Genomic DNA, 23,157 nt, shown 5'->3' with positions numbered 1-23,157 from the left:
ATGATCCCCACAGGCATGATTCCGGGCGAACTTCTCGCCGCCCCCGGCACCGTGACGCTCAACGAAGGGCTGACGGTGACGCGGCTGACCGTGGCCAATACCGGCGACCGGCCGGTACAGGTGGGCAGCCATTACCACTTCGCCGAGACCAATCCGGCACTGGCCTTCGACCGTGCGGCAGCAATGGGCCAGCGGCTGGACATTCCGGCGGGCACTGCGGTGCGTTTCGAGCCGGGCCAGTCGCGCGAGGTGGCGCTGGTGCCGTTGCGGGGGATCGACGGATCTTCGGCTTCCGGGGCGCGGTGATGGCGCAGTTGGATACAACCGAGGACGGGAGCGCGCGCTGATGGCCTTCACGATGACCCGCGTGGCCTATGCCGACATGTATGGCCCGACGGTGGGCGACCGGCTGCGGCTGGGCGATACCGCGCTGCTGATCAGGATCGAGCGCGATGCCACGCTCTATGGCGAGGAGGTCAAGTTCGGCGGCGGCAAGGTGATCCGCGATGGCATGGGCCAGAGCCAGCGGACCCGCGAGGCGGGCGCGATGGACACGGTGATCACCAATGCGGTGATCCTGGACTGGAGCGGCATCTACAAGGCGGACATCGGCCTTCGCGACGGGCGCATCCATGCTATCGGCAAGGCGGGCAACCCGGACGTGCAGCCCGGCGTCGATATCGTCATCGGCCCCGGCACCGAAATCATTGCGGGCGAGGGCAAGATCGTCACGGCAGGTGGGATCGATGCGCATATCCACTTCATCTGCCCGCAGCAGGTGGAAGAGGCGCTGGCCTCGGGCATCACGACGATGCTGGGCGGCGGGACGGGGCCTGCCACCGGCACCAATGCCACCACCTGTACGCCGGGTCCCTGGCATATCGCGCGCATGCTGATGGCTGCCGAGGGCCTGCCGGTGAACCTGGCCTTTGCGGGCAAGGGCAATGCCAGCGAGCCCGCCGCCCTCGTCGAGCAGATCGAGGCGGGGGCCTGCGCGATGAAGCTGCACGAGGACTGGGGCACCACGCCCGCCTCGATCGACTGCTGCCTGACCGTCGCGGACGCGATGAACGTGCAGGTGATGATCCATACCGATACGCTGAACGAGAGCGGCTTCGTGGATGATACCATCGCCGCCTTCAAGGGCCGCACCATCCACGCCTTCCACACCGAAGGAGCAGGCGGCGGTCACGCGCCCGATATCATCAAGGTGGCGGGGCTGCCCAATGTGATCCCCTCGTCCACCAATCCGACGATGCCGTTCACCGTCAACACCGTGGACGAGCATCTCGACATGCTGATGGTGTGCCATCACCTCGACCCCGGCATTGCCGAGGATATCGCCTTCGCCGAGAGCCGCATCCGCAAGGAGACGATCGCGGCGGAGGACGTGCTGCACGATATGGGCGCGCTCTCGGTGCTCTCGTCCGACAGCCAGGCGATGGGCCGGGTGGGTGAGGTGATCACCCGCACCTGGCAGACCGCGCACAAGATGAAGCTGCAGCGCGGCGCGCTTCCGGGCGACGGAGACACGGATGGCGAAGAGCACGACAACCTGCGTGCGCGGCGCTACGTCGCCAAGTACACGATCAACCCGGCGATCGCCCATGGGCTGGCAGACGAGGTGGGCTCGGTCGAAGTGGGCAAGCTGGCCGATCTGGTGATCTGGGACCCGGCCTTCTTCGGCGCCAAGCCCGATCTGATCGTCAAGGGCGGGACGATCGTGGCAGCGATGATGGGCGATCCCAATGCCTCGATCCCGACGCCGCAGCCGGTCCATGCAAGGCCGATGTTCGGCCAGTACGGGTCGGCCATGGCGGCCGCGTGCGTGACCTTCGTTTCGCAGGCGGCGCTGGACGGCGGGGTGAAGGAACGGCTCGGCCTCAGGCGCCAGGTGGTGGCGATCGCCAATGTGCGTGGGATCGGCAAGGCCGACATGAAGCTGAACGATGCGCTGCCGGCGATCGAGGTCGACCCCGAGACCTACGAGGTGCGTGCCGATGGCGAACTGCTTACCTGCCTGCCCGCAGACGTGCTGCCGCTGGCGCAGCGCTACTTCCTCTACTGATCGCGAAGGTTGCCACCCATGCGCCGCATATATTCCGTCGAGCCCGCTTCCGAAGAACCTTGTGAGGACTCGGTCCTGCTCGATTTCGACCGTCGCAACCGCCGCCGCATCGTGCTGACGAGCGAGGCGGGGCGAGCGCTGCTGCTCGATATGCCCAGCGCGGTGCACTTGCGCGATGGCGAGCGGTTGCGGATCGAGGACGGCTCGCTGGTGCTGGTACGTGCCGCCGCCGAGGCGTTGCTGGAGATCGGGGCTGAAGATAGCGCAGCGCTGGTGCGGATCGCCTGGCATCTGGGCAATCGCCACCTGCCGACGCAACTGCTTCCCGGTCCTGATGGCGGCACCTTGCGCATTCGCTACGATCATGTGATCGAGCACATGGTTCTGGGCCTTGGCGGCACCTGCACGCGGATCGAGGCGCCGTTCGATCCGGAAGGCGGGGCCTATTCCGGCGGCGGCCATTCGCATAGTCATGACCATGACCATGACCACGCGCACGATCATGGGCATCACCACCATCACGCCTGACATCGCCCTCAATCTGGGGCCGGGCGCAGCAACAGACGCCGCAGTTAGCGCCGCCGGTCTGTTCGACCTGCTTAGCTGGATGTCTCCGGCCTGGCCGGTGGGCGCCTATACCCATTCCGGTGGGCTGGAATGGGCGGTGGAGGAACGCTTCATCACCGATGCGCCTTCGTGCCAAGGCTGGATCGCCGACCTGCTGGGGCAGGGGCCGCTGTGGAGCGATCTGGTGCTCTTCGCCCATGCCTTCCACGCGGCGAGGGCAGGCGACGGCATCGCGCTGCTCGCCGTGGCCGAACTCGCCCACGCGGCCGCGACCGGAGCCGAGCGCAGGCTGGAGACCTGCGCGCAAGGCGAGGCGTTCCGCCGCATCGCCGGCGCTGCCGCTTCGGCTGAGGCCTTTGTGCTGCTGGACGACGTGCCCGAAGACGAACTGGCCTATCCGGTCGCCTGCGCCTGTCTGATGGCGCAGGCCGATCTTCCGCTCGAACCCGCGCTGGCGGCCTTCGCGCATGGCGCCGTCGCCAATCTCGTCTCGGCGGCGCAGCGTCTGGTGCCGCTGGGTCAGACCCATGCCCAGCAGGTGTTGCGCGCGTTGAAGCCGCAAGTGCTGGTGCAGGCTGCGCGGGCCGCAGCGCTCGATCCCAACGAAGACCCCTTCGCGCAGATGGGTTCGGCCAGCCTCATGGCCGAGCTTGGCTGCATGGCCCATGAAACCCAGTACACGAGGCTGTTCCGCACATGACACTTACCTCCACAAACGGCCCTCTGCGTGTGGGCATCGGTGGCCCGGTCGGCTCGGGCAAGACGGCGCTGATGGACGCGCTGTGCCGCACCTTCCGTGCCGACTACCAGATCGCCGCGATCACCAACGACATCTACACGCGCGAGGATGCCGAGTTCCTCACCCGCGCCGGATCGCTGGAGGCCGAGCGTATCCTCGGCGTCGAGACCGGCGGTTGCCCGCATACAGCGATCCGCGAGGATGCCTCGATGAACCTCGCCGCGGTCGACCGGCTGCATCGGACCTTCCCCGATCTCGACCTGATCCTGATCGAAAGCGGCGGCGATAATCTGGCGGCCACTTTCAGCCCCGAGCTGGCGGACCTGACAATCTACGTGATCGACGTCTCGGCGGGCGATAAGATTCCGCGCAAGGGAGGCCCCGGCATTACCCGCTCGGACCTGCTCGTCATCAACAAGATTGACCTTGCCCCGCTGGTCGGCGCCAGCCTGCCGGTGATGGACCGCGATGCCACGAAAATGCGCGGGACCAAGCCGTTCGTCTTCACCAATATCCGCGCCGATCAGGGCGTCGATGCCATTGCCCGCCTGATCGTCGAACAGGGCGGCCTGCCCGATCGCCTGCCGCCCGCGCAGCCGCTTTTCAAACCGGAGAAAATCGCATGAGCCGTTCCGTCACGCATCATTGGCCCAAGCTCGCCGCGCTCTTGCCGCTCTTCGCGGCGAGCCCCGCATTGGCGCATCCGGGACATGACTTCGGCACCGGCGCGCTCGCCGGCTTCGTCCACCCCTTCACCGGCGCGGACCATCTCACCGCGATGATTTGTGTGGGGCTGTGGTCCGCGCGCGCCTATCCGGGCAAGATCTGGGCGCTGCCCGCAGCCTTCATGAGCGCAATGGCCGCAGGCTTCCTCGTCGGTCACACCGGCATTACCATCCCCGCCGAGACCATCGTCCTCCTCTCTATGCCACTGCTGGCATTGGGCGCCATTCTCGCCCGCGTATCAACCTCGTCCTCGCGGCTGCCATCACCGGCTTCTTCGCGCTTGCTCACGGTTATGCCCATGCGACCGAAGCGAACGGATCACACTGGACCTTCGCTATCGCGATGCTGGCAGCAACAGCGCTTCTGCATGTGGTCGGTGTGTGCGCCGGGCGAGGGATCAATGCTCTTTCGCGGAAGCGGCAGGCCGGCACCCGCTGATTTCCGGTAGCCCGGTCGCTCCCCTTCGCCCGATGCCGAAACGGAACTCGGTTCGCGAGCGGAAGGTCTGCCTCGCGCGCAGCAGCGTACTCGGGAAGTTCGGGTGGTTAGGGCTGTCGGGAAAATGCTGCGTTTCCAACGCGAAGGCATCGCCTTGCCGCAGCATCGCGCCGGAACGCTCCTGTAGGGAGCCGTCGAAGCCGTTGGCAGTGTAGACCTGCAAGCCGGGCTGGTCAGTCGCGACCACCAGACTGCGACCGCTGTTCGGATCGTATGCGCACGCCGCGACGGGAAGGGCGGCATCGCTGCCGTTCAGGACGTAGTTCACATCGAAACCATGGGCCATGCGCAGCTGCGGATCATCGGCGCGGACACGCTCACCGATCCGCGCCCAGCGGCGCAGGTCGAGCGCACCGGAGACCGGCAGAACCTCGCCTGTCGGCAAGCTATGCGCATCGTTTGGCGTATAGTGATCGGCGAAGGCGCGCAGCCACTGCGCATCGGTGCTGCCGGAGCCCGCCCCTTCCAGATTGAAGAAGGCATGGTGGGTGAGGTTGAGCACGGTGTCGCGCGTGCTGGTGGCCGTATAGTCGATGCGCAGCGTTTCGTCGGGGCCGAGCGTATAGGTGACCGTGGTGGTCAGTTCGCCCGGAAAGCCGTTAAACCCGTCGGGGCTGACATTGGTAAGTCGCACTCCGACGCTGCCCGGTTCGCGCACGGCTTCCCCTTGCCAGAGTTGGGCGCCGAGCCCGCCTGAGCCTCCGTGTGAGATGACCCCGGCTGCATTGGTGGCCAGTTTGTGGAACTGCCCGTCGATGGTCACGCCGCCATGCGAGATGCGGTTGGCATAGCGCCCGATCACCGCGCTGAAATTCGGCCGTTTCTCGTAGGCGGCGATGGATGGCAGTGCGAGGACGACGCTGGTCATGCGCCCGTGCCGGTCGGGGACCTCCAGCGCGTTGATGATCCCGCCGAGTGATAGAATACGTACCCGGATCGGGTGTTGACGGCCGCCGGTCAGGACCCAGGCGGAAACCGCGCGACCGTCTGCCATTTGACCCGCCGGTTCCTCCCGCACGCTTTGCGCGAGAGCGGGACCGGCGAGCATTGTAGCCGTCAGTAGTGTAAGGGCGCGGCGTATCATCGTGCGGGTACGGATGCGGTGTTGTTGTCGGCGGTGATCTCATGCACGTCACCATTAAGGCGCAGCGTGGCCGCCAGCCTTGCCTTGGGCGCTTCCGCCGGGATTTTTAGCGATATAGTGGCAGTCTTGGGCGTGAGGTCGCTGGGAGCGGCAAGTGTGGGGAAGGCTGCCTTGCCCCAGACACGGCCATCCGGTCCGGTGATCGTGACTTCGCCCGCCGGTGTCGGCTTGGCGCCGAGGCTGTGGACCGTGACCTGCAAGGCACTGCCCTTCCAGGCGAGATCCTGTTGAGACAGACCGACGTCTGGCCGGGTCGCCGGATTATCGCCGAGGGTCTTGAGCGTAAATTCGTAGACCACGGTCTGATGCGCGGGGAAGGTAAGGTCGGTGCCGAGCTGCTTCTCCAACTGGATCGTTTGCGGTGCTCCTGGTGCATCGGCACGATTGTCGCCATTGGAGTCGATTCCGGATCGCATTTCCCATGTTCCCGGTGCCAGTTCGCCGCCGATCATCGTGGCATGCATTGGCGCATCGGTCATGTTGTAGGCGATCACCGTGAAGTGCTTCGGGTCGCCGTGCGGAATCATGATGCCGACCTTCTGCGCATCGTCCGGCCCGGCGAACCGCCAGCTGACGAGATTGCCGGGGTAGTAGTTGTTGCGAAGGTGCGCGACGCCGCCCATGCGGGCGCGCTGAAGCAGGTCGCTGGGCACGGCAACGCGGTCGATCCAGGCTTCGGCTTCGGTGATGTAATACATGCGGTGCATGTCCTCGACCGCCTCGTCGGCATAGAGCCCGGCGAGCAGGGAATTGTCGCCGGTTTCCTGCCAGCGCACGAACTTGCCGATCTGGGCATCGGACACGGTGCCGAGGTTCGGATCGTAGGCGTGGCTGTCGGTCGTGACCTTGCCCGAGGAGATGTCGGCGGCAAGGCCCGGGCCGCCGGGGACTTGCGCCAAGGTATCGGCATTGACGCCGAACAGCATGTTGAGCGAGCCTGCGGCGAGGCCCTTGGGCTCGATCGGGCGCAGGTATTTCGGATCGCTGGTCCAGCGCCAGGCGGCCCAGAAGCTGTGGATCGCGCTGGAGACGCCGGTGCCGCGTGTCTTGTCGGTCGCCCACTCGATCTCCTGCGGGTAGACCCAGTGGCCGTGGCTGTCCTGCCTGCCGTGGGCCAGCCAGTCATTGAGCGAGCGCAGCAACAGCGACTTCACCTGCGGCGCGCCGTTCCAGTCGACCAGCAGCATGCCGGGATGGGTGACGAGGTAGCTGTAGGGATACTGCCAGCCCAGCGGCCCCTTGGTGAACGCCCGGCTACCGTTGAAGAACGCGGTGGCGAAATGCAGGTGCCCTGCGGGATTGGTGCGGATGAGATCGGGATAGCGCCGCGCGGTGGCCATCGCCTGCTCGATCAGTTGAGGATTCCCGCGATCGAGCATCATCGCCTGCGCGAGGGTATTGATGCCCTCTTCATAGCTGTGCAGCTGGTCGGCCATGATATGGCTCAAGCCGTTGTTCCACATGCCGTTTTCATGTGTTGCGTTCAGCACGGCGCGCTGCGAGGCGCGCAGGCGGTCAGGTTCCACGCCCATCAGCGCGAGGCCGACCCACTGGTTGACGAGATCGGTATCGTCGGAAAGCCCGCCGCCCAGTTCACCGGCGCCGGGGACGCCGGGTGGCAGCTGGCGATGATCGATCCACCAGTCCACGAAATGGCGGTAAAGTGTGAGATCCTGCACCTGACGCCAGGCCCAGAGCGGGGTCTTCGCATCCGGCGGCGGTGCAAGATCGACCTGCCAGTAAGGCTGTTCGGGGTTCTTCTCGTTCCACAGCGCGCGGGCTTCGGGGTTTTCGGGCGCGACGCGCAGCACGTCGGACACATCGCTCTCGAAACGATTCCAGACGGGGTAGAGACGGGTAGAGGGCTGCTCTTCGACCAGCCAGGCGAGTTCATCGCGCGCCTGTTCCAGACGGTCGGCGACATGTTCGGCCAGCGCGGCCTCGCGCGGCTTGAACACCAGCGAGACGCTTGCGCCCTGGAGCTTTGCGGCATCGAAATCGGGATCGGCGCTGGCAAGCGAAAGCGAGAGGCTGTCTTCGGGGCGCAGGATGCGATCGCGGGTGTCGAGCCAGAGCGTCTGGGGTTTGTCCGGATCGATCCGCACGGTCACGTCGAGCAGATCGCGCTCGGGCCAGAGCGGATCGTGGACGCACACCGTGAACGGCACAAGTCCATCCTTCTGCGGCTTCAGGCCGAGTGCGGGCAGGCGCAGCACCAGTCCGTCGAGCCCGCCGTCGAGGTTCTCCCAGCCGTAGGAAAAGCGCCGCGCGGTCTCGCCGGCGGGCTGGTCGCGGAAGGTCGCGGGGATCAGCACGCGCACTTCAGGGAGTGCCTTGCCGCTGGCGATGGGGAAGCGTTCGCGTACCGCCGCATCGGCGGGGACCAGCGGCGCGCCTTCGGGCAGCGCGACGATCACCGCGCGTTCATCCGCCGGATAGCGCCCGGCGATGAAGTCGGTGAGCGGCCTGAGGCTGGCGTAGCCTTCGGGACTGGCCTCGGGCGTCAGCGCGTACGTGAGCGTGGCGATGCCTTGCGGCGGGGCGTCGATGGCGCGAATATCGTAGGCGCCGATTTCCTGTATCGGCGTCTCTGGCGCGACGTTGCGGAAGGTGAGCGTGCCGCCGTGACGCGTGGCGCCAAGCTGCGTCGAGGTCTGCTCAAGCCCTTGCGCGCGGCGCAGCACGGTTTCGCCCTTCGCACCGTCGCCTGACCAGTCGAGCGTGCCATAGGCAGGCCCGGTGATCTCGATATGGTTCCAGTCCTCGCCGGGCAGGGCCAGCGTGTAGGCGCGGCCGCCGGTCGAATAGACGTTCCAGTCCGGCAGCTCGAAATAGTCGTCGCGCCCCGGCAGGGTCGAGCGGTTGTAGACGCCCGGCCATGTCGTCTCGCGAATGCCGTCGGCGCCGCGCAGCATCTTTTCCTTCTGGTCGCGCGCGTCGGCGAATTCGACTTTGCGCACGGCGATGACCGGGCCTTTGCCGTAGTCGACAGGCCCGGTGACGTTGGCCCAGCCGTGGCGAAACGCCCACTCGCCGCGCGTGGCCGGATCGGTGAGCGTGCGCGCCGGGGCCGTGGGGATCGCGGGCGCCTGCCCTTTCGCCAGCGCGGCCACTTCGGCGCCATCCAGCACGTGATCGTAGATGCGCAGTTCGTCGATATCGCCCGAACGCAGGAAGTTGTAGGCGCTTTGCACCTGCCAGGGCGAGACGGTGCGCTGGAAGAAGCCGAAGCCCCAAAGGCCCATATCGTAATCGGCCTTAACCGCCTTGGTGGCCACCTGCTTGCCGTCGATCCACAGCGTCACGCCTTTCGTCTCGTCCCACGCGAAGGTGACGGCAATCCATCTGTCGGGCGGCGGGATGGTCGCGACGGTGGTGGACAGGCGCGTGCGGGCCATGCCGGTATCGGTGACGAAGGCATCGAAGCCGTGGCCGTTCCAGTCGATCCGCAGCCATGTCATGTCCCAGTCCGAACCGTCCGAGCGGCCGACGCGGAAGATCGGGAAGGGCTGTTCGTCGAGCGGCTTGCCGGGGCGGAACAGGAACGAGACGGTGCCGCGCTGGGCATGGATATTGCCCGGAGCCGACCACGCCAGCGTGAGGTTGTCGTCCATGGCGAGCGCCGGGCCGGAAGCGCCATCGGCAATCGTGCGCACGCCCTTCTGGAAGATCGGCGAAGGCGAACCGGTGGCCATATCCGCCGTCGTGCCTTTGTCGGCGGAAAGGCTAAACAGCAGGCCGGATGTGTCGCCGGTTTGTGTGTTGCTGGTCGGAAGGTTTGTCGTCTGTGCGTGTGCAACAGGTGCGCCTGCAAGGCAACTTGCGCCCAGAAGAGCGGTAACGAAAGGGGCGAGGCGTTTTTTGGGGAAACACGGGCGGGCATTCGGGCGGCTCCTCGGCTCTTTCGCGAACGTGCCGCACGCACGCGTCAAATGCAAAAAGACCGGCCGGATTCTTGCGAATCCGGCCGAGAGGGGGAGTGGGTCTCTTAGAACTTGTACTGAACGCCGAAGTTGATCTGGCGGCCGGTGTGCTCGTAGTCGAGCGAGCTGTCGCGGTCGGAGTCCTGGTACTGGTCGATGAAGGTATCGGTCAGGTTCAGGCCTTCGAGCTTGAGCTTGAGGTGATCGTTGAAGGTGTAGGTCAGCTGTGCATCGACCACGGCCGAGCCATGCGTGCCGTTGACATCGTTGCCGGTGTTGCCGCCGGGAACGCCGGTGAGGAACCCGCTGCGCCAGGCGACCGATCCACGCACCGAGAGCTTGCCGTTGTCGTAATAGAGCGTCGCGTTGGCGGCGTTCTTGGACAGGCCGGTAAGTTCCGCCGTGACCGAGGTGGAGCAGGCCGAATTCGTGCAGTAATTGATCTTCGACGTGACGTAGGTGTAGTTCGCCAGCACGCCAAAGTGGTTGAGAATGTCGGGCAGGAAATTCAGCGGCAGGTCCGACTGGAAGTTCACTTCCACACCGTCCAGCGGGCCGCCCGGCGTGTTGACCGGCTGGCTGACGGTGAAGATGTCCGAAGGCACCGTCGGGTAGCCATCCAGCAGCGAGTCCGGCAGGCCCGTCTCGCTGAACGGGATCGAGCGCGTCAGCGTCTGCACGAAAGTATGGATGTTCTTGTGGAAGTAGGCGACCGACAGGATCGAGCGCGGCGCGAAGTACCACTCCAGCGAGACGTCCATCGTGCTCGCCTCGATCGGGGCGAGCTGCGGATTGCCCAGCGTGATGCTTTTGGTGCCTTGCGCCAGGATCGTGCCACCCGGTGACAGGCTGGTGAGGTTCGGGCGGGCAAGCACGCGTGCGGCGCCGAAGCGCAGCAGCAGGTTCTGTTGCAGATCCGCCGTCAGGTTCACCGCCGGCAGCCACTTGTGATAGTCGTTCTGGACCGAGACCAGCGCCGCGCTGCCCGATTGCAGCTGATAGCCGCGCGCGGTCTGCTGCGTGTCGATATAGCGCATGCCCACGTCGCCGCGGATATGGACGGGCAGGAAGTCGGTATCGAAGGTGAACTGGCCGTAGGCGGACTTCGTCTTCTCGGTCACGCTCTGGTTACCTCCGCGTGCGCCTGAGTTGTCGATGCTGCCCATCGTCCAGGTGCCCTGTCCGGAAAGGATGCCGAAGGCGTCGATGAAGGCCTGCGGGTCGGGCGTGACCCAGCTGGTGGCCGAACCTGCGGGCAGGTTCATACCCTTGCCGAAGCCGGTGACGGTATCGGTCAGGCTGGCGAGCGAAGTGCCTGCGGGCAGGTCGGGCACGGTGGTTTCCGCCGCATTACGGTCGAAACGCTGGGCCTTGAAGTCGAACTGCTTGTACGATCCGCCGAAGTTGAAATGGAAATCGGAGGTGATATCGAACGTGCCGTTCAGTTCGCCGGTCTTGAAGGTGTTGTCGACATAGTACTGGCGCACGCGGGCCAGCGAATTGCCGCTGGTGAAGCTGTAGGCGTTGGGATCGGTGACGTCGAAGCCGTAAGTGATCAGCGGCAGACGGCTGTTGTTCCGGTAGTCGAAGCTGTAGTTATCCGAATTGACGGCATCCATCGACACGGTGACGTCCACCGGGTTCGAGTATTTCGAGTCCGAATAGCCCGCAAGACCGGTGATGTGGAAGGTGTCCGACAGGTCCTGCTTGAAGTTCAGCGTGTACTGCTGGAACGTGGTCTTGTCCTGCACCAGGCGGTCGTCCGAGCGCACGTCGACATTGTCGAACACGCCGTAGACCAGATCGCCCGCATCGTTGACCTCGGCATCGGTCACGCTGGTCTGCGGCAGGCCGTTGCTCGACAGCGAACGGGCAAAGGAGATACCGTTCAGGTACATCTCGCGCCGGGTTTCCTTCAGCTGCGAATACAGCGCGTCGAAGGTGACGAGTGTGTGGTTGCTCGGCTGCCATTGCAGCGACCCGGTCAGGCCGAGGCGCTTCTGGTCATGGGTGATGCGTCCGTAGCGCGGTAGGTGCGGGATCTGGACGGTGCCGTTCCCCTCCGCCGTCTGATAGGCGGCGATGTTGCTGGCGGTGCCGGGCAGGCGGTCCACCCCGGTCGAGCACTGGGTGGCGCTGGAACCGTAGGCATTGCTGCCGGCCAGCGGGTTGGTCGGGGTGACGCCCAGGGGCGAGCAGAAGCCGCCGTTGGTGTTCACCGTGTCCCAGCCGCCCGCGCCGCCCTGATCGTCTTCGTACTTGTGGCTGGTGCTGTAGGCGCCCGAGACCAGCAGGCCGAAATCGCTGCCGCCAAAGGTGGTGGAGAACAGCCCGACAAGGCGCGGGTCGATGCGGCCGCGCAGGTCGTTGTACTGTCCCTCGGCGGAGATCGTCGCGGTGGTCTTCTTGAAGTCGAACGGATGCGCGGTGGCAAGGTCCACGGTGGCGCCGAGCGAGCCTTCGTCGACGTCTGCCGACTGCGTCTTGCGCACGGTGATCGAGTTGAACAGCTCTGAAGCGAAGACGTTGAAGTCGAACCCGCGGCCCAGATTGATGCCGCCTGCCGCCGCCGAACCGCCCGAGGTCGCCTGCGCTTCCATGCCGTTGATGCGCACGCGGGTGAAGCCGGGGCCAAGGCCGCGCACGGTGATCGAGCGGCCTTCACCGGCGGCGCGGGTGATCGTCACGCCGGGGATGCGCTGGATCGATTCGGCCAGGTTGTTGTCGGGAAACTGGGCGATGTCCTCGCTCTTGATGACATCGACCGCGCCGATCTCGTTGCGCTTGGCGTTGAGCGCGGTGGCGACGCTCTGGCGAAAGCCGGTGACGATGATTTCCTGCGCCGTGGCGGGGCTGATCGAGCCGGGGGCCGCGGACGCGGTCTGCGCCGGGGCTTCCGATGCAGGTGAAGCAGCAGAAGGCGAAGCGGGCGGCGTGGTCGCAGCAGCCGTCGTGCCGGTGGTCTGGGCAAGCACTGGTGCAGACAGCGAAAGCGCCGCAATTCCGGTAAAGACACCGGTAGCAATCAAACCCAGCCGACTGGTTTCACATTTCGTCCATGCCTTCGATTTCATGACATCCCTCCCAAGGGCTACGGCTGGAGACGCGGCCGTCGCGTGTGTGGCGATTGTTGGATTCGCCTTCGTTGGGCTAACGGCTATTCCTGTTGGAAACCGGTGTCAATGACATTGTGGACATGGATTTCACATATCGGGAGTTGCATCGCGATCTGTCGAAAAAGGTTGCAGATGGATGCAGGCGCGGACATTCAGGATAGCTTGAGAAGCACCATGCCGCCAAGGATCAACACGACCGCGCCCAGCCGGACGGCGCTCAAAGGTTCTCCGAACAGCGCGATTCCGGCGGCAAATGCCCCCAGCGTGCCGATCCCGGTCCAGATCGCATAGGCCGTGCCCAGCGGCAGGCTGCGCAGGGCAAGCGCCAGCAGACCGAACGATCCGGCCATGGCCAGCAGCGTGACGAAAGAGGGCCAAAGGCGCGTGAAGCCTTGCGACTGCTTCATCGCCAACGCCCAGACGACTTCGAGAAGACCTGCGACCCCAAGGATAATCCAGGACATGCGTAACTCCATGTCCGGGCCGTCCCGGTTGGCATACCGCATGGCGCTTCCGGTGCGCGAAGTGCAGGCAAGGGGCGTCCCTTGCCCCCCTCAGATGGGGCTGCTGCTGTTTCTGGTCAAGTTGCCTTGGGCTAGCTCGGCGGCAGAATGGTCATCTGTCGCATCCACGCTTCGCACAGCTGCGGCCAGAGCGAGACCGGCAGGCTGGCCGTATCGAGGGCGAAGCCGTGGGGCGCCTCGGCAAAGACATGCAGTTCGGCATGTCCGCCGCGCGCTTCGATCGCGGCAGTGAGACGGCGCGCGTTGACCACCGGCACCACTGGATCGCTTGCGGCATAGACCACGAAGCACGGCGGCGGGTTTTCCGCCATCTGTGCATCGGGCTGGAGCGCATCGTAGAACGCCTGCTTTTCCGGCGGCGCCAGTGGTGGCTTGTCGGCGATCACCGTGCGTCCGGCGGCATTGGTCGAGATCGGCGCATAACCGATCACGGCGAAATCGGGTGAATGCTCGTCGGTGCAGGCGAGCAGGCACGCGCCAAGGTGGCCGCCCGAGGACAGCCCCACCACACCGACCCGAGAAGCGCCGCGTTCGCGCAGGAAGCGCATCGCCGCGCGCGCGTCTTCAAGCGGCGCCATCACGCCGTTTGCTGCGTCGGGAAAGCGGTGGATCAGCACGTGGGCGTCGATTCCCAGGATGTTCAGCCAGCGCGCGACCTGCACGCCTTCGCGCCCGGCCATAAGCTGGACGTAACCACCGCCGCCAATCACCAGCGCGGCCGTGCCGCAGGGGTTCTGGGCCGTGAAGTGGAGGAGGGCGCCCTGCGCGACATTGCTGACGACGGCACATTCGAGCGGGGCGCGGTCGTCCTCCAGCGCAAAGGCAGGCCCGGTTCCAGCCTCGCCCAACAGTGTCGCCGTGAGGCTCTCGAAAGCACCCGGCAGTGATGGCGATGCGGTCATGCGCGCACCGGCCAACCGTGATCGCCGGCAAAGGCCTCGAACAGTGCCATCCACGGCGTTGGCGTGCCATCCTTGTGCGGCGCTGGCGGACCATGGCCGCCTTTCTCGAAGATCATGAGTTCGGTGGGGATTTTGAGGGTATTGAGCGCACGGAACATCAGGATTGCGTTCTCGGGCGGCACCACCGGATCGTCGGCATTGCAGGCGACATAGGTGGGCGGCATGTCGGCGGGCAGGCCGATCTGCGTCGACCAGTGCGTGCGTGCCTCGGGATCGTCCTTGCGGGCGCCCAGCAATTGCTCGCGCGACTGGCGATGCACGCCCTCGTCCAGCATGGTGACGACCGGGAAGAACAGCCCCGCCACGTTCACCCGCGCCGATTGCCGGTCCGCCGCATCGACCGGCGCATAGGTCACGAGATCCGGGCGCGAGGCTGCGCGTGCCGCCAGATGCCCACCCGCCGAATAGCCCGAGATGGCGACGCGCTCCGGATCGACCTGCCAGCGCGTTCCCGCGCCCGCCCGGATCAGCCGCAGCGCCCGCTGTGCATCCTGCAACGACACGTCCGGCCCTGCCGCCCAGCCATCGTGCGGCAGGCGATAGAGCAGTTCGAACGTGGTGATCCCCTGCGCGGCAAAGCGCTGGGCAATGTCCGATCCGTGCCGCCCGACCGCCACGCGCACATAGCCACCGCCGGGGACCACCAGCATGGCCGCGCCGTTCGGCTTTTCCGGGTGAACGACAGTCAGCATCGGGATGGCCACATTGGTCCAGGCGATGTCGTCCTCGTCGCCGGTGGGGCTGCGTTTGACGAACACGTCCTTCACGCCCGCCGCCGGGTATCCCGGCGGTGTGCCCGGCCAGATCGGGAAGCGCTCGACCTTCAGGTCCGTACCGGGACCATGGGCGTTTGCCGGAGCGAACTTCGGATCTTGCGCCTGTGCCAGCGTCGGAGCCAGTGACGGCGCAAGCGCCGCCGCAGCGATGGCGCCTGCCAGCAGGTTGCGACGCGAGGTTTCGGGCGGTGTCACGGGCGGGTCTCTCCTCGAAGCGGTCAGTGCGGACAAATCATGGCAGGATGCGGCGTTGCGGCCAGAGCGGAAAGGCGCTGGCGGTTATCCGGTGGCGCGATCCAGCATAATGGGCGGGCGGGCGTCGGGCGCTGCGGTCGCAAGGGCGATCCGGTCGAGCGAAATCCGCTCCACATCGCGCATCCACAGGCCCCAGGCGGGCAATACGCCGAACATGCTGGGCTCCGGATAGGCGTTCGGCACCTCCGGAACCTGCCGTGCCGCATCGCTCGCGGTGCCGCCGCCCGCATAGGTCAGATTGATCTGCGAAAGCGTCACATCGCGTACCGGGTGGCCGGGAATGCCTGCAAGGATCGCCGGATAGCGCGGGTCGATCGCTTGCGCGAACACCCGTTCGATGCGGATGCCGCGGGTCGAGCCGATTGCGGTGCCATGAGGTCCGCGCCCCCGGTTGCCCACCCGCACGAAGATCGGCGCGGTGGTGACGTCTTCCATGAACAGTTCGCGCGCGATCACGTCTTCCATCGCGCCGCCGTCCACCGTTTCGAGCGCAAGGCCCCGGCAATGCGCGAAGCGGCAGCGCTCGATCAGGATATGGTGATAGCCGCCGTTGCTCTCGGTCCCCAGCTTGATGCGCCCGGTTGGCCGGTCACGGTCGGGCGCGAGCGCCTGCGTGGTGCCGTTGGTGCCGCTCAGCATCGTTCCCAGATCGTAGCCCGAGACCTGGCAGTCGCGGATCGTCACGTTCTCCGACGCGATCTTCTCGCCCAGCGCGAGGCTGGATTTGACGACGATGGCATCGTCGTTGGGCGTATTGATCCGGCACCCCGAAACCGTCACGTCGCGCACGCAGTCGAGGTCGATCCCGTCGCGCGCGGTGTCGATGGTCAGGTTCTCGATGGTCAGCCCTTGGGTGCCGGTGGCGAGCACGGCGATATGGCCGCCGCCCGCGATGGTGAGCCCCGAAAGGCGGATGCGTCGCCCCATGCGCAGCGCGATGGCCTTGTTGCCGAGCCTTTCCATCGCCGCGTGATCGCTCTCCAGCGCGGTGATCTCGGCCTTGGTCATGTGCTGCATCGACAGGGGCCGCTCGCCGGTCTGCGCCTGCCAGCGCGCGCCGGGGCCGTTGCGGGTGAGCGCACCGCCTTCGATCCGGCCCGGCCCTTCGAGCGCAACGTCCTCCACGCCGTCGCCCCAGATCAGGCTGTTGTGCCAGTGGCTATGGCCGAAGTCCTGATAGAGTTGCGCTCCGCGATCCTCCGGCAGGTCGTAGCGCCCGGCGTGGCGCGCGGGATCGGCGGCGATGATTACCGCGCCAGCCTCGAAGCGCAGCGAGACGCGGCTGGCAAGGCGGATCGAGAAGCACAGATAGCGTCCGGCGGGGATCGTCACCACGCCGCCGCCTGCTCTCGCCGCCGCGTGGATAGCGGCATTGATCGCGTCGGTATCGAGCGTCTCGCCGTCGCCGCGCGCGCCGAAGTGCCGGATATCGAAGGTCTGCGCGGCAAATGCTGGCCGTGGCATCAGCGCCATGGCTGCGCTCCAGACAAGGATATCCCGGCGCATCATGCCGCTCTCTACCAGCAGGTCGGCGCGCCCAGCGCGCGCTGGGCGGCAGGATCGGGCGCATGGACGCGCTTGGCCAGTGGCACGTCGAGCGTGGCGAGATCGTTCGCCACCAGCGCGGCGGCGCTGCGCGCGCCCAACTCGTTCAGATGGGTGGTGTCGCGGTGCCCTTCGGGAAAGCGGGCGATGTGATCGGCGGCATCATAGATTAGGAAATAGCGGTCGGCACCCGTCTTGCCGGGGCCTTTCGCGCCGAACCACGCCATGGCCCTGGCGTCGAGGTCGATCAGCGGGGTGTGCGTTTCGGAAGCCACCCGGCGCACCGCTTCGGCCCAGGCGCCGTGGGTTTCGCGGATATGGCCGGAGGCGTCGAACTCGTCGCGGGCGATCGGCGTCAGCAACACCGGAACGCCCTGCCTCTCGCGCACGTCAGAGACGAATTTTGCAAGGTTCACAGCATATTGCGGCGGATCGACGTGACGGAACATCTTGGTGGTGTCCTCGTCGTTGTGGCCGAACTGGATCAGCACGGTGTCGCCCGGTTGCAGCGCATCGGTCAGCTGCTTCCAGAAACCGTCGGACACGTAGGTTCCCGTACTGCGCCCGCCGTGCGCCATGTTCACCACCTGCACGTCTGTCGGCAGCGCGCAGCCCAGGAACATGCCCCAGCCCATCTGCGGGAACTGCGCAGCGCCATAGTGCGCGGCGGTGGAATCGCTGGCGATGAAGACCCGCGCGGCAGGCTTGTCGGGCCGGGCAGTGGCGGTGTCGGGCGGAATGTCGTTCGCGGGTGGCGGTGCGGCGGCCATGAGCAGGGCAGCGGTGGCGGCCAGCAGCAGGGCCGGGCGGATGGTGTTCGCGGTCACTGGGCGGGCTCCTTGGTGCGGGCGAGTTCGACCGCAAAGACATAGCTTGGTCCGAACATGTTGCCCCGGAAAATCAGCCACTTGCCATCGGGTGAGAACTTGCCGTTGGGCTCCAGTCGATAGTCCTGTTTGCCCATGTCGACGAGTTTCTCCGCCGTAAAAGTTCCCGGCTGGATCAGCGCTTCGGAATGGGGAGAGGGGATGCCCGCATCGGGAATGACCGCGTGCGGGGTGAACAGATAGAGCCACTTGCCGTCGCCGGCATGGGCGACCATGTCCGGCCCGCCGCCGTCGCCGGAGAACAGGCTGCCATCGGCATTGCGGTTGAAGTGGACCGACCATTCGTTGCGGATGAGGTGATATTGCGTGCGATGGCCGGTCGCGATGTCGTATCCGGCGACCCAGAAATCCTGCCCGCGCGGGGTCTGGAGATCGTACCAGATCGTCTTACCGTCCTCGCTAAACCATTCATGTCCCGCGATTTCCATGTTCATCGTGCGGGTGTGGATCTTCACCGGCGGGGTGCTCGGGCGGTCAAGATGGAGCAGCCAGAGACGGTCGACCTTCTGCCAGGGGCCTTCGTGGCAGAACATCAGCAGGTTAGGATCGGTGGGCGAGAACTGGAGGTGGTTCAGCCAGTCGGTAGAGCCGTAGACTTTCCTTTGTTTACCAGTCTTTATGTCGACCACGAACATCGACATCGGCACTTTCGCCTCCAGTCGTTCGTCCATGCGGACTTCCTTGGCGTCGGCGTAGTTCAGTGGCTTGCCGTCCTTGCCGGTGGCCTGATAGTCCGCCTGATCGAAGCGCTGGTCGGTTTTCTGGAACGCTTTCAGCGCGTTGGCACCTCGATCGCCATCCACCGAGACGCCTCCCAGAAGCGTTTCGTCGGCATTGATGGTCTGGATATCGCCACTGGCGACAGAGGCGATTTTCCTTGGTTTTCCGCCATCTATCGACACCGCCCAGACCGTCTTGCCGCCATCGGGGCCGCCCTGGAAGGTTTCGTAATAGACCTGCCGCGTCTTGTGGCCGGTGAACAGCAGCCGGAACGGCGCCTTCACGGCAAGTACCGGAATTTCCTTGAAAGTCTTGAGGTCGATCGCGGCAATTCCGGCAGGCGTGACGATCGCCATCCTGTCGCCCTGCGGCGTATAGGCGTTGTAGTTGAAATAGAGGCTGGACGAGTTCGGCTCGTTCGAGATCCGCACCACCCGGTGGCCGGTCTTCGCGTCGATCCATTCGCGCGGCGGCGGTGCTTCTGCCTTTGCTGGCTCTTGCGCAAATGCCGGAAAAACAGCGATATTCAGCGCCGCAGAGAGGATCAGTCCCAGCCGCAAGACACGGCTGCCCTTTGCCAGAGACACCACGCTCCCATCCCTTCGTCATTTCATATTATGGACTATGATCCTACTTTGTGGGCAACCGGTGTCAAGCATCCCCGATGCAGACGTGCAGATTGAAGCGGACATAAAGGGGGCTAGAGACAGGGTAGAGGGGGATAGAGGGGGTCTAGAGACTACCTGACCTTGGCTGCGGGGCGAATGCGAATGGTCTTTCATGACCTCTGTCGGCTTGCTAAATGGTCACCCCGCTTCGTCATTCCCGCGAAGGCGGGAATCCAGCAGCAACCTTGCGATGAAGGACGCCTTCGCGCCCGCCGTCTACATTCTCACATCGGCGAGATCTCGCCAGCGATCTTGGGTTCGACACGTTGCGCTGACTGGATTCCCGCCTTTGCGGGAATGACGAAGATTGGGCATCGGGTGGTGTGGCCGTTGGCCTACCTATTTCGGGCGTCGCGCTGGCCCACCCCCAGCCGACCCTCAGCCGCGTGGTGCCACGGCCGAGGCGCGGCGGATCAGGTCGGAGGGGAACTGCGAGGGCTCCTCGCCCGCGCTGGCGGGTTCGATCAGCTTTCTGGCCGCCGCGCGCGCCATGGCCTCGATCGGCCAGCGTACCGTTGTCAGCGGCGGCCAGAAGTGGGCGGCGATGGCGGTATCGTCGAAGCCGATGATCGAAAGCGCGTCCGGCACGGCGATGCCGCGCGCGTGGGCGGCGTGGATCACGCCTGCGGCCATCTCGTCGTTGCTGGAGAAGATCGCGGTGGGCGGCGGATCGGCGGCGAGCAGGCGGTGCCCGGCCTCCAGCCCCGATTCGAAGCGGTAGTCTCCGGGCGCGCGCAAGGCCGGGTCGGGGGTAAGCCCGGCGCGCGCCATGCCCTCCTCGAAGCCGCGCTCGCGCTCGTGGGCGGAGCGGAAACCGGCAGGCCCGGTGACAAGCCCGATGCGCGAATGGCCGAGCCCGGCCAGCCATTCGACCGCGCCTGCCACCGCCTCGCGGTCGTTCGAGGCGACGAGATGCGCCGGGGCATCGAGCTGGGCCGAGCCCATGCGCACCAGCGTACAGCCGAGATCGCGGCAGACCGCGGCGAGTTCATCGTTCTCCGAGATCGGCGGCAGGAGCATGACGCCGAACAGGCGCTGCTGTTCCACGAAGCGGCGAATATCCTCGATCAGCGTGGGCGAGTGGCGATCGACCGGGCGCACCACCAGCGCGAACTCGGTATCGCGGATGGTCTGAAGAATGCCCTCCTGCACGCCCAGCACCATCTGCGCATTGGGGTTGTCGTGGATCAGGCCGATCAGAAAGTTGCGGCGCAGCGCCAGCGCGCGGGCCTGCGGATTGGGGACATAGGCCAGCTCGGCGATCACCGCCTCGACCTTTTCGCGGGTGGCTTCGTTCAGCAGCGGCGACTTGTTGATGACGCGGCTGACCGTCTTCTTCGACACCCCGGCAAGGCGCGCGACGTCGTTGATCGTCGGCTTGGCATCGGGGGGGACGGCGGCGGCATCGGCGGGGTTCCTGTTCTGCTTTTTGATCGCGTGCGGGTTAGAGGCTTGCCCGGTGTCGGAGCGAAAAGCAACGCAGCGACATACGAGGCGCAAGCGACTGGCGGAAAACCGTGCGTTTGTTCTGCGCACCCGGATGCGGCCCGAAAGCGGCTTGTGTTTGACACCGGTTTCCATTAGCAGGTTCCGCAATATGGACGGATATTCCAAAAGCGATTCTGGCCCCGAGGTTACGGCGCAGCAGGATGAAGCGCGCAAAGGCGCATCGGGCACCGAGCAGGCCATCGCCGCCGCTTTCGTCGCCGCACGGCGCAGCGCTTCGGCGCTTGACGCCTACCCCGGTGCGTTGCCGGAAGACCTCGCCGCCGGCTATCGCATTCAGGACACTGCCATCGCGCTCGACGGGCGCGAGGTCGTTGGCTGGAAGGTCGGGCGTATTCCGCCGCCGCGCGATATAGCGCTGGGCGCCGACCGGCTGTGCGGGCCGATCTTCGCGGACGAGGTGGTCACGCAGGGCGCAGGTTCCGAGCCGGAAATGCCCGTGTTCGCAGGCGGTTTCGCCGCTGCCGAGGCCGAGTTCCTGCTCCATGTCGTGCCCGGCTGGGACGGGGTGGTGCCTACCGACGATGCCGCTACCGCCGCGCTGATCGACGCGGTGCATATCGGCATCGAGATCGCCAGTTCGCCCTGGGCGCGGATCAATGCCGATGGCCCGCCGGTGACGGTCTCCGACTTCGGCAACAATGCCGGGATGATCGTCGGCCCCGCCTTTGCCGACTGGCAGGAGATCGACTTTTCGTGCGTGCCGGTCTCGCTGGAGATCGACGGCGTGGTGGCGGGCGAGGGGACGACCGCGACGATGCTCGACGGGCCGCTGGGCGCGGTGCGCTTTCTCCTCGCCAACCTTGTCGCACGCGGACAGCGCACGGAAAAGGGCCTGTGGGTGTCGAGCGGCGCCGTGACCGGCGTTCACGAAGTGCGCCCCGGCGCGCAGGTTCGCGCGCGCTTTGCGGGCTGGGCGAGGTGACATGCCGGATTGGCACCGCAAGGGCCACGACACAGGCAGTGGCACAGGGCGCGCCGCCGGACTAGGACTGACCACCAAGGGCAGGCCGCGACAATGATAAGAGCGGCCGCCCCTCATACGGGAGATGATGCATGACCCCTGCCGAAGGGATCAGGGCGGACCATGATGCGCTGGCGGGCGAGGTGCCCGCTGTTGCGTCCGTTGTCGACGGGACGGCTGTTGACGAGGCGCCGGATGCGGGCCTGTCGCCGCGCGCCGGGCGCTATCGCTGGGTGATCGTGGGCCTGCTGTTCGCCGCGACCGCGATCAACTATGTCGACCGCCAGATGATCGGCGTGCTCAAGCCCACGCTGGAGGCGCAGTTCCATTGGACCGAGAGCGACTTCGCGGCGATCGTGTTCTGGTTCCAGGTTGCCTATGCGGTGGGCTATCTCTCGTTCGGCAAAGTGGTGGACGCGCTGGGCGCGCGGCTGGGCTATGCGGTGGCGCTGGTGATCTGGACGATCGCCCATGTCGCGCATGGCTTTGCGGGCGGCGTCGCCTCGTTCGCGATGGCGCGCTTCGGGCTTGGCATCGGCGAATCCGGCAATTTCCCCGCAGGCATCCGCGCCGTCACCGACTGGTTCCCCAAGCGCGAGCGGGCGCTGGCGATCGGCATCTTCAATGCAGGCGCCAATATCGGCGCGATCCTGACGCCGCTGATCGTGCCCGCGCTGGTGCTGTGGTTCGACTGGCGCATGGCGTTCTACGTTACCGGCGTGCTGGGCGTGCTGTGGCTGGTGGCATGGTGGGCGCTCTATCGCGATCCGCAGGGCCATGCCCGCGTCTCGCCGGGTGAGCTGGCGTGGATCCGGCAGGACCCCGAAGGCCCGGTCGAGACGATCGCGTGGACGAAGCTGCTGCGCGTGCGCGAGACATGGGCCTATGCGCTGGGCAAGCTGCTGATCGATCCGGTCTGGTGGTTCTTCCTGTTCTGGCTGCCGGGCTATCTGTTCGAGCGCTATCACCTCGATCTGAAAAACTTCGGGCTGCCGCTGGCGGCGATCTACCTGCTGTCCGACCTTGGCAGCGTGGCGGGAGGCTGGCTGTCCTCGCGCCTTATCAAGGCGGGGCGCGGCGTGAATGCCGCGCGCAAGGTGACGATGCTGGTGAGCGCGATCTGCGTGCTGCCGATCTGGTACGCGCAGTCGATCGACAGCCTGTGGACGGCGGTCTTGGTGATCGGCGTGACGACGGCTGCGCATCAGGCGTTCTCGGCCAATCTCTACACGCTGCCCTCTGACGTGTTCCCGCGCGGTGCGGTCGGCTCGGTGGTGGGGATCGGCGGCACGCTGGGCGCGCTCGGCGGCATGGGCATGGCGCTGCTGGCGGGCTACATTCTGGACGCGACGCACAGCTACGGCGTGCTCTTCGCGATGTGCGCGAGCGCCTACTTCCTGGCGCTGATCGCGATCCAGCTGCTCAGCCCGCGGCTGGAGCCTGCGAAAGTGTAGCGAGGCGGGGAAGCTGGGGAAGCGGGCAAGCCACACCACATCCGCTCAGCCTGAGCCTGTCGAAGGCAGCGCGATACGGCGGCATCCTGCGAAGTGCCTGGACATAGGGCAGCGC

Annotated in this window: 16 protein-coding genes and 2 pseudogenes; 8 read left to right on the top strand and 10 right to left on the bottom strand. The window is 66.0% G+C overall.

All coding sequences use genetic code 11. The features are described 5' to 3' along the window. Positions 1–15 precede the first annotated feature (15 nt). The 6 genes and pseudogenes from CI805_RS14885 (at position 16) to CI805_RS14860 (ending at position 4,538) form a co-directional block, all read left to right on the top strand. Positions 16–347 (top strand): annotated as a pseudogene (locus CI805_RS14885) (urease subunit beta). Beyond that, the gene (gene ureC / locus CI805_RS14880; RefSeq protein ID WP_260928870.1) at positions 347–2,068 is read left to right on the top strand and encodes an urease subunit alpha; all 1,722 of its coding nucleotides are present in this window, start codon (positions 347–349) and stop codon (positions 2,066–2,068) included. The pseudogene CI805_RS14885 and the gene ureC overlap by 1 nt, the downstream one beginning before the upstream one ends. A gap of 18 nt (positions 2,069–2,086) precedes the next feature. Then, entirely contained in the window at positions 2,087–2,596 is a 510-nt protein-coding gene (locus tag CI805_RS14875; protein WP_260928869.1) for an urease accessory protein UreE, read from the top strand. Then, positions 2,541–3,335, top strand: coding sequence for an urease accessory protein UreF (locus CI805_RS14870; RefSeq protein ID WP_260928868.1), 795 nt, complete (start codon positions 2,541–2,543; stop codon positions 3,333–3,335). Before CI805_RS14875 ends, CI805_RS14870 begins: the two co-directional genes overlap by 56 nt. Continuing rightward, positions 3,332–4,000 carry an urease accessory protein UreG gene (ureG, locus tag CI805_RS14865; RefSeq protein WP_260928867.1) on the top strand — a complete coding sequence of 223 codons (669 nt, stop codon included), beginning with the start codon at positions 3,332–3,334 and terminating at the stop codon, positions 3,998–4,000. The genes CI805_RS14870 and ureG overlap by 4 nt, the downstream gene beginning before the upstream one ends. Beyond that, a pseudogene (locus tag CI805_RS14860) lies at positions 3,997–4,538 on the top strand (HupE/UreJ family protein). Before ureG ends, CI805_RS14860 begins: the two are co-directional and overlap by 4 nt. Here the strand turns inward: CI805_RS14860 and CI805_RS14855 are convergent. The 10 genes from CI805_RS14855 to CI805_RS14810 form a co-directional block, all read right to left on the bottom strand. Beyond that, a complete protein-coding gene (locus CI805_RS14855) occupies positions 4,498–5,646 on the bottom strand; it encodes an aldose epimerase family protein (RefSeq protein ID WP_260928863.1) in 1,149 nt (382 codons plus the stop codon). The pseudogene CI805_RS14860 and the gene CI805_RS14855 overlap by 41 nt on opposite strands. 32 nt (positions 5,647–5,678) lie before the next feature. Next, positions 5,679–9,437 carry a LamG domain-containing protein gene (locus CI805_RS14850; protein WP_260928861.1) on the bottom strand — a complete coding sequence of 1,253 codons (3,759 nt, stop codon included), beginning with the start codon at positions 9,435–9,437 and terminating at the stop codon, positions 5,679–5,681. A gap of 293 nt (positions 9,438–9,730) precedes the next feature. After that, positions 9,731–12,739: a TonB-dependent receptor gene (locus CI805_RS14845; protein ID WP_260928858.1), complete on the bottom strand. Its 3,009-nt coding sequence runs from the start codon at positions 12,737–12,739 to the stop codon at positions 9,731–9,733. A 194-nt stretch (positions 12,740–12,933) separates the two neighbouring features. Further along, positions 12,934–13,245: a DMT family transporter gene (locus CI805_RS14840; protein ID WP_260928856.1), complete on the bottom strand. Its 312-nt coding sequence runs from the start codon at positions 13,243–13,245 to the stop codon at positions 12,934–12,936. 131 nt (positions 13,246–13,376) lie between these two features. Further along, positions 13,377–14,207 carry an alpha/beta hydrolase gene (locus CI805_RS14835; protein WP_260928853.1) on the bottom strand — a complete coding sequence of 277 codons (831 nt, stop codon included), beginning with the start codon at positions 14,205–14,207 and terminating at the stop codon, positions 13,377–13,379. Next, a complete protein-coding gene (locus CI805_RS14830; protein WP_260928852.1) occupies positions 14,204–15,238 on the bottom strand; it encodes an alpha/beta hydrolase in 1,035 nt (344 codons plus the stop codon). Before CI805_RS14830 ends, CI805_RS14835 begins: the two co-directional genes overlap by 4 nt. Positions 15,239–15,322: 84 nt before the next feature. After that, positions 15,323–16,771, bottom strand: coding sequence for a glycoside hydrolase family 28 protein (locus tag CI805_RS14825; RefSeq protein ID WP_260928850.1), 1,449 nt, complete (start codon positions 16,769–16,771; stop codon positions 15,323–15,325). Between the two features lie 44 nt (positions 16,772–16,815). Next, a complete protein-coding gene (locus tag CI805_RS14820) occupies positions 16,816–17,670 on the bottom strand; it encodes a rhamnogalacturonan acetylesterase (protein WP_260928848.1) in 855 nt (284 codons plus the stop codon). Beyond that, positions 17,667–19,040: an oligogalacturonate lyase family protein gene (locus tag CI805_RS14815; RefSeq protein ID WP_260928846.1), complete on the bottom strand. Its 1,374-nt coding sequence runs from the start codon at positions 19,038–19,040 to the stop codon at positions 17,667–17,669. Before CI805_RS14815 ends, CI805_RS14820 begins: the two co-directional genes overlap by 4 nt. Positions 19,041–19,496: 456 nt before the next feature. Then, the gene (locus CI805_RS14810) at positions 19,497–20,699 is read right to left on the bottom strand and encodes a LacI family DNA-binding transcriptional regulator (RefSeq protein ID WP_260928845.1); all 1,203 of its coding nucleotides are present in this window, start codon (positions 20,697–20,699) and stop codon (positions 19,497–19,499) included. Between the two features lie 16 nt (positions 20,700–20,715). Between CI805_RS14810 and CI805_RS14805 the strand changes: the two genes are divergently transcribed. After that, the gene (locus CI805_RS14805; RefSeq protein WP_260928843.1) at positions 20,716–21,549 is read left to right on the top strand and encodes a 2-keto-4-pentenoate hydratase; all 834 of its coding nucleotides are present in this window, start codon (positions 20,716–20,718) and stop codon (positions 21,547–21,549) included. Between the two features lie 131 nt (positions 21,550–21,680). Then, positions 21,681–23,042, top strand: coding sequence for an MFS transporter (locus CI805_RS14800; protein ID WP_260928841.1), 1,362 nt, complete (start codon positions 21,681–21,683; stop codon positions 23,040–23,042). Positions 23,043–23,157: the final 115 nt, after the last annotated feature.

It is taken from the genome of Novosphingobium sp. 9 (assembly GCF_025340265.1).
Lineage (GTDB): Bacteria > Pseudomonadota > Alphaproteobacteria > Sphingomonadales > Sphingomonadaceae > Novosphingobium.
Note: the sequence above shows the minus strand (reverse complement) of the source record. Positions and strands in the feature narration are given on the sequence as shown.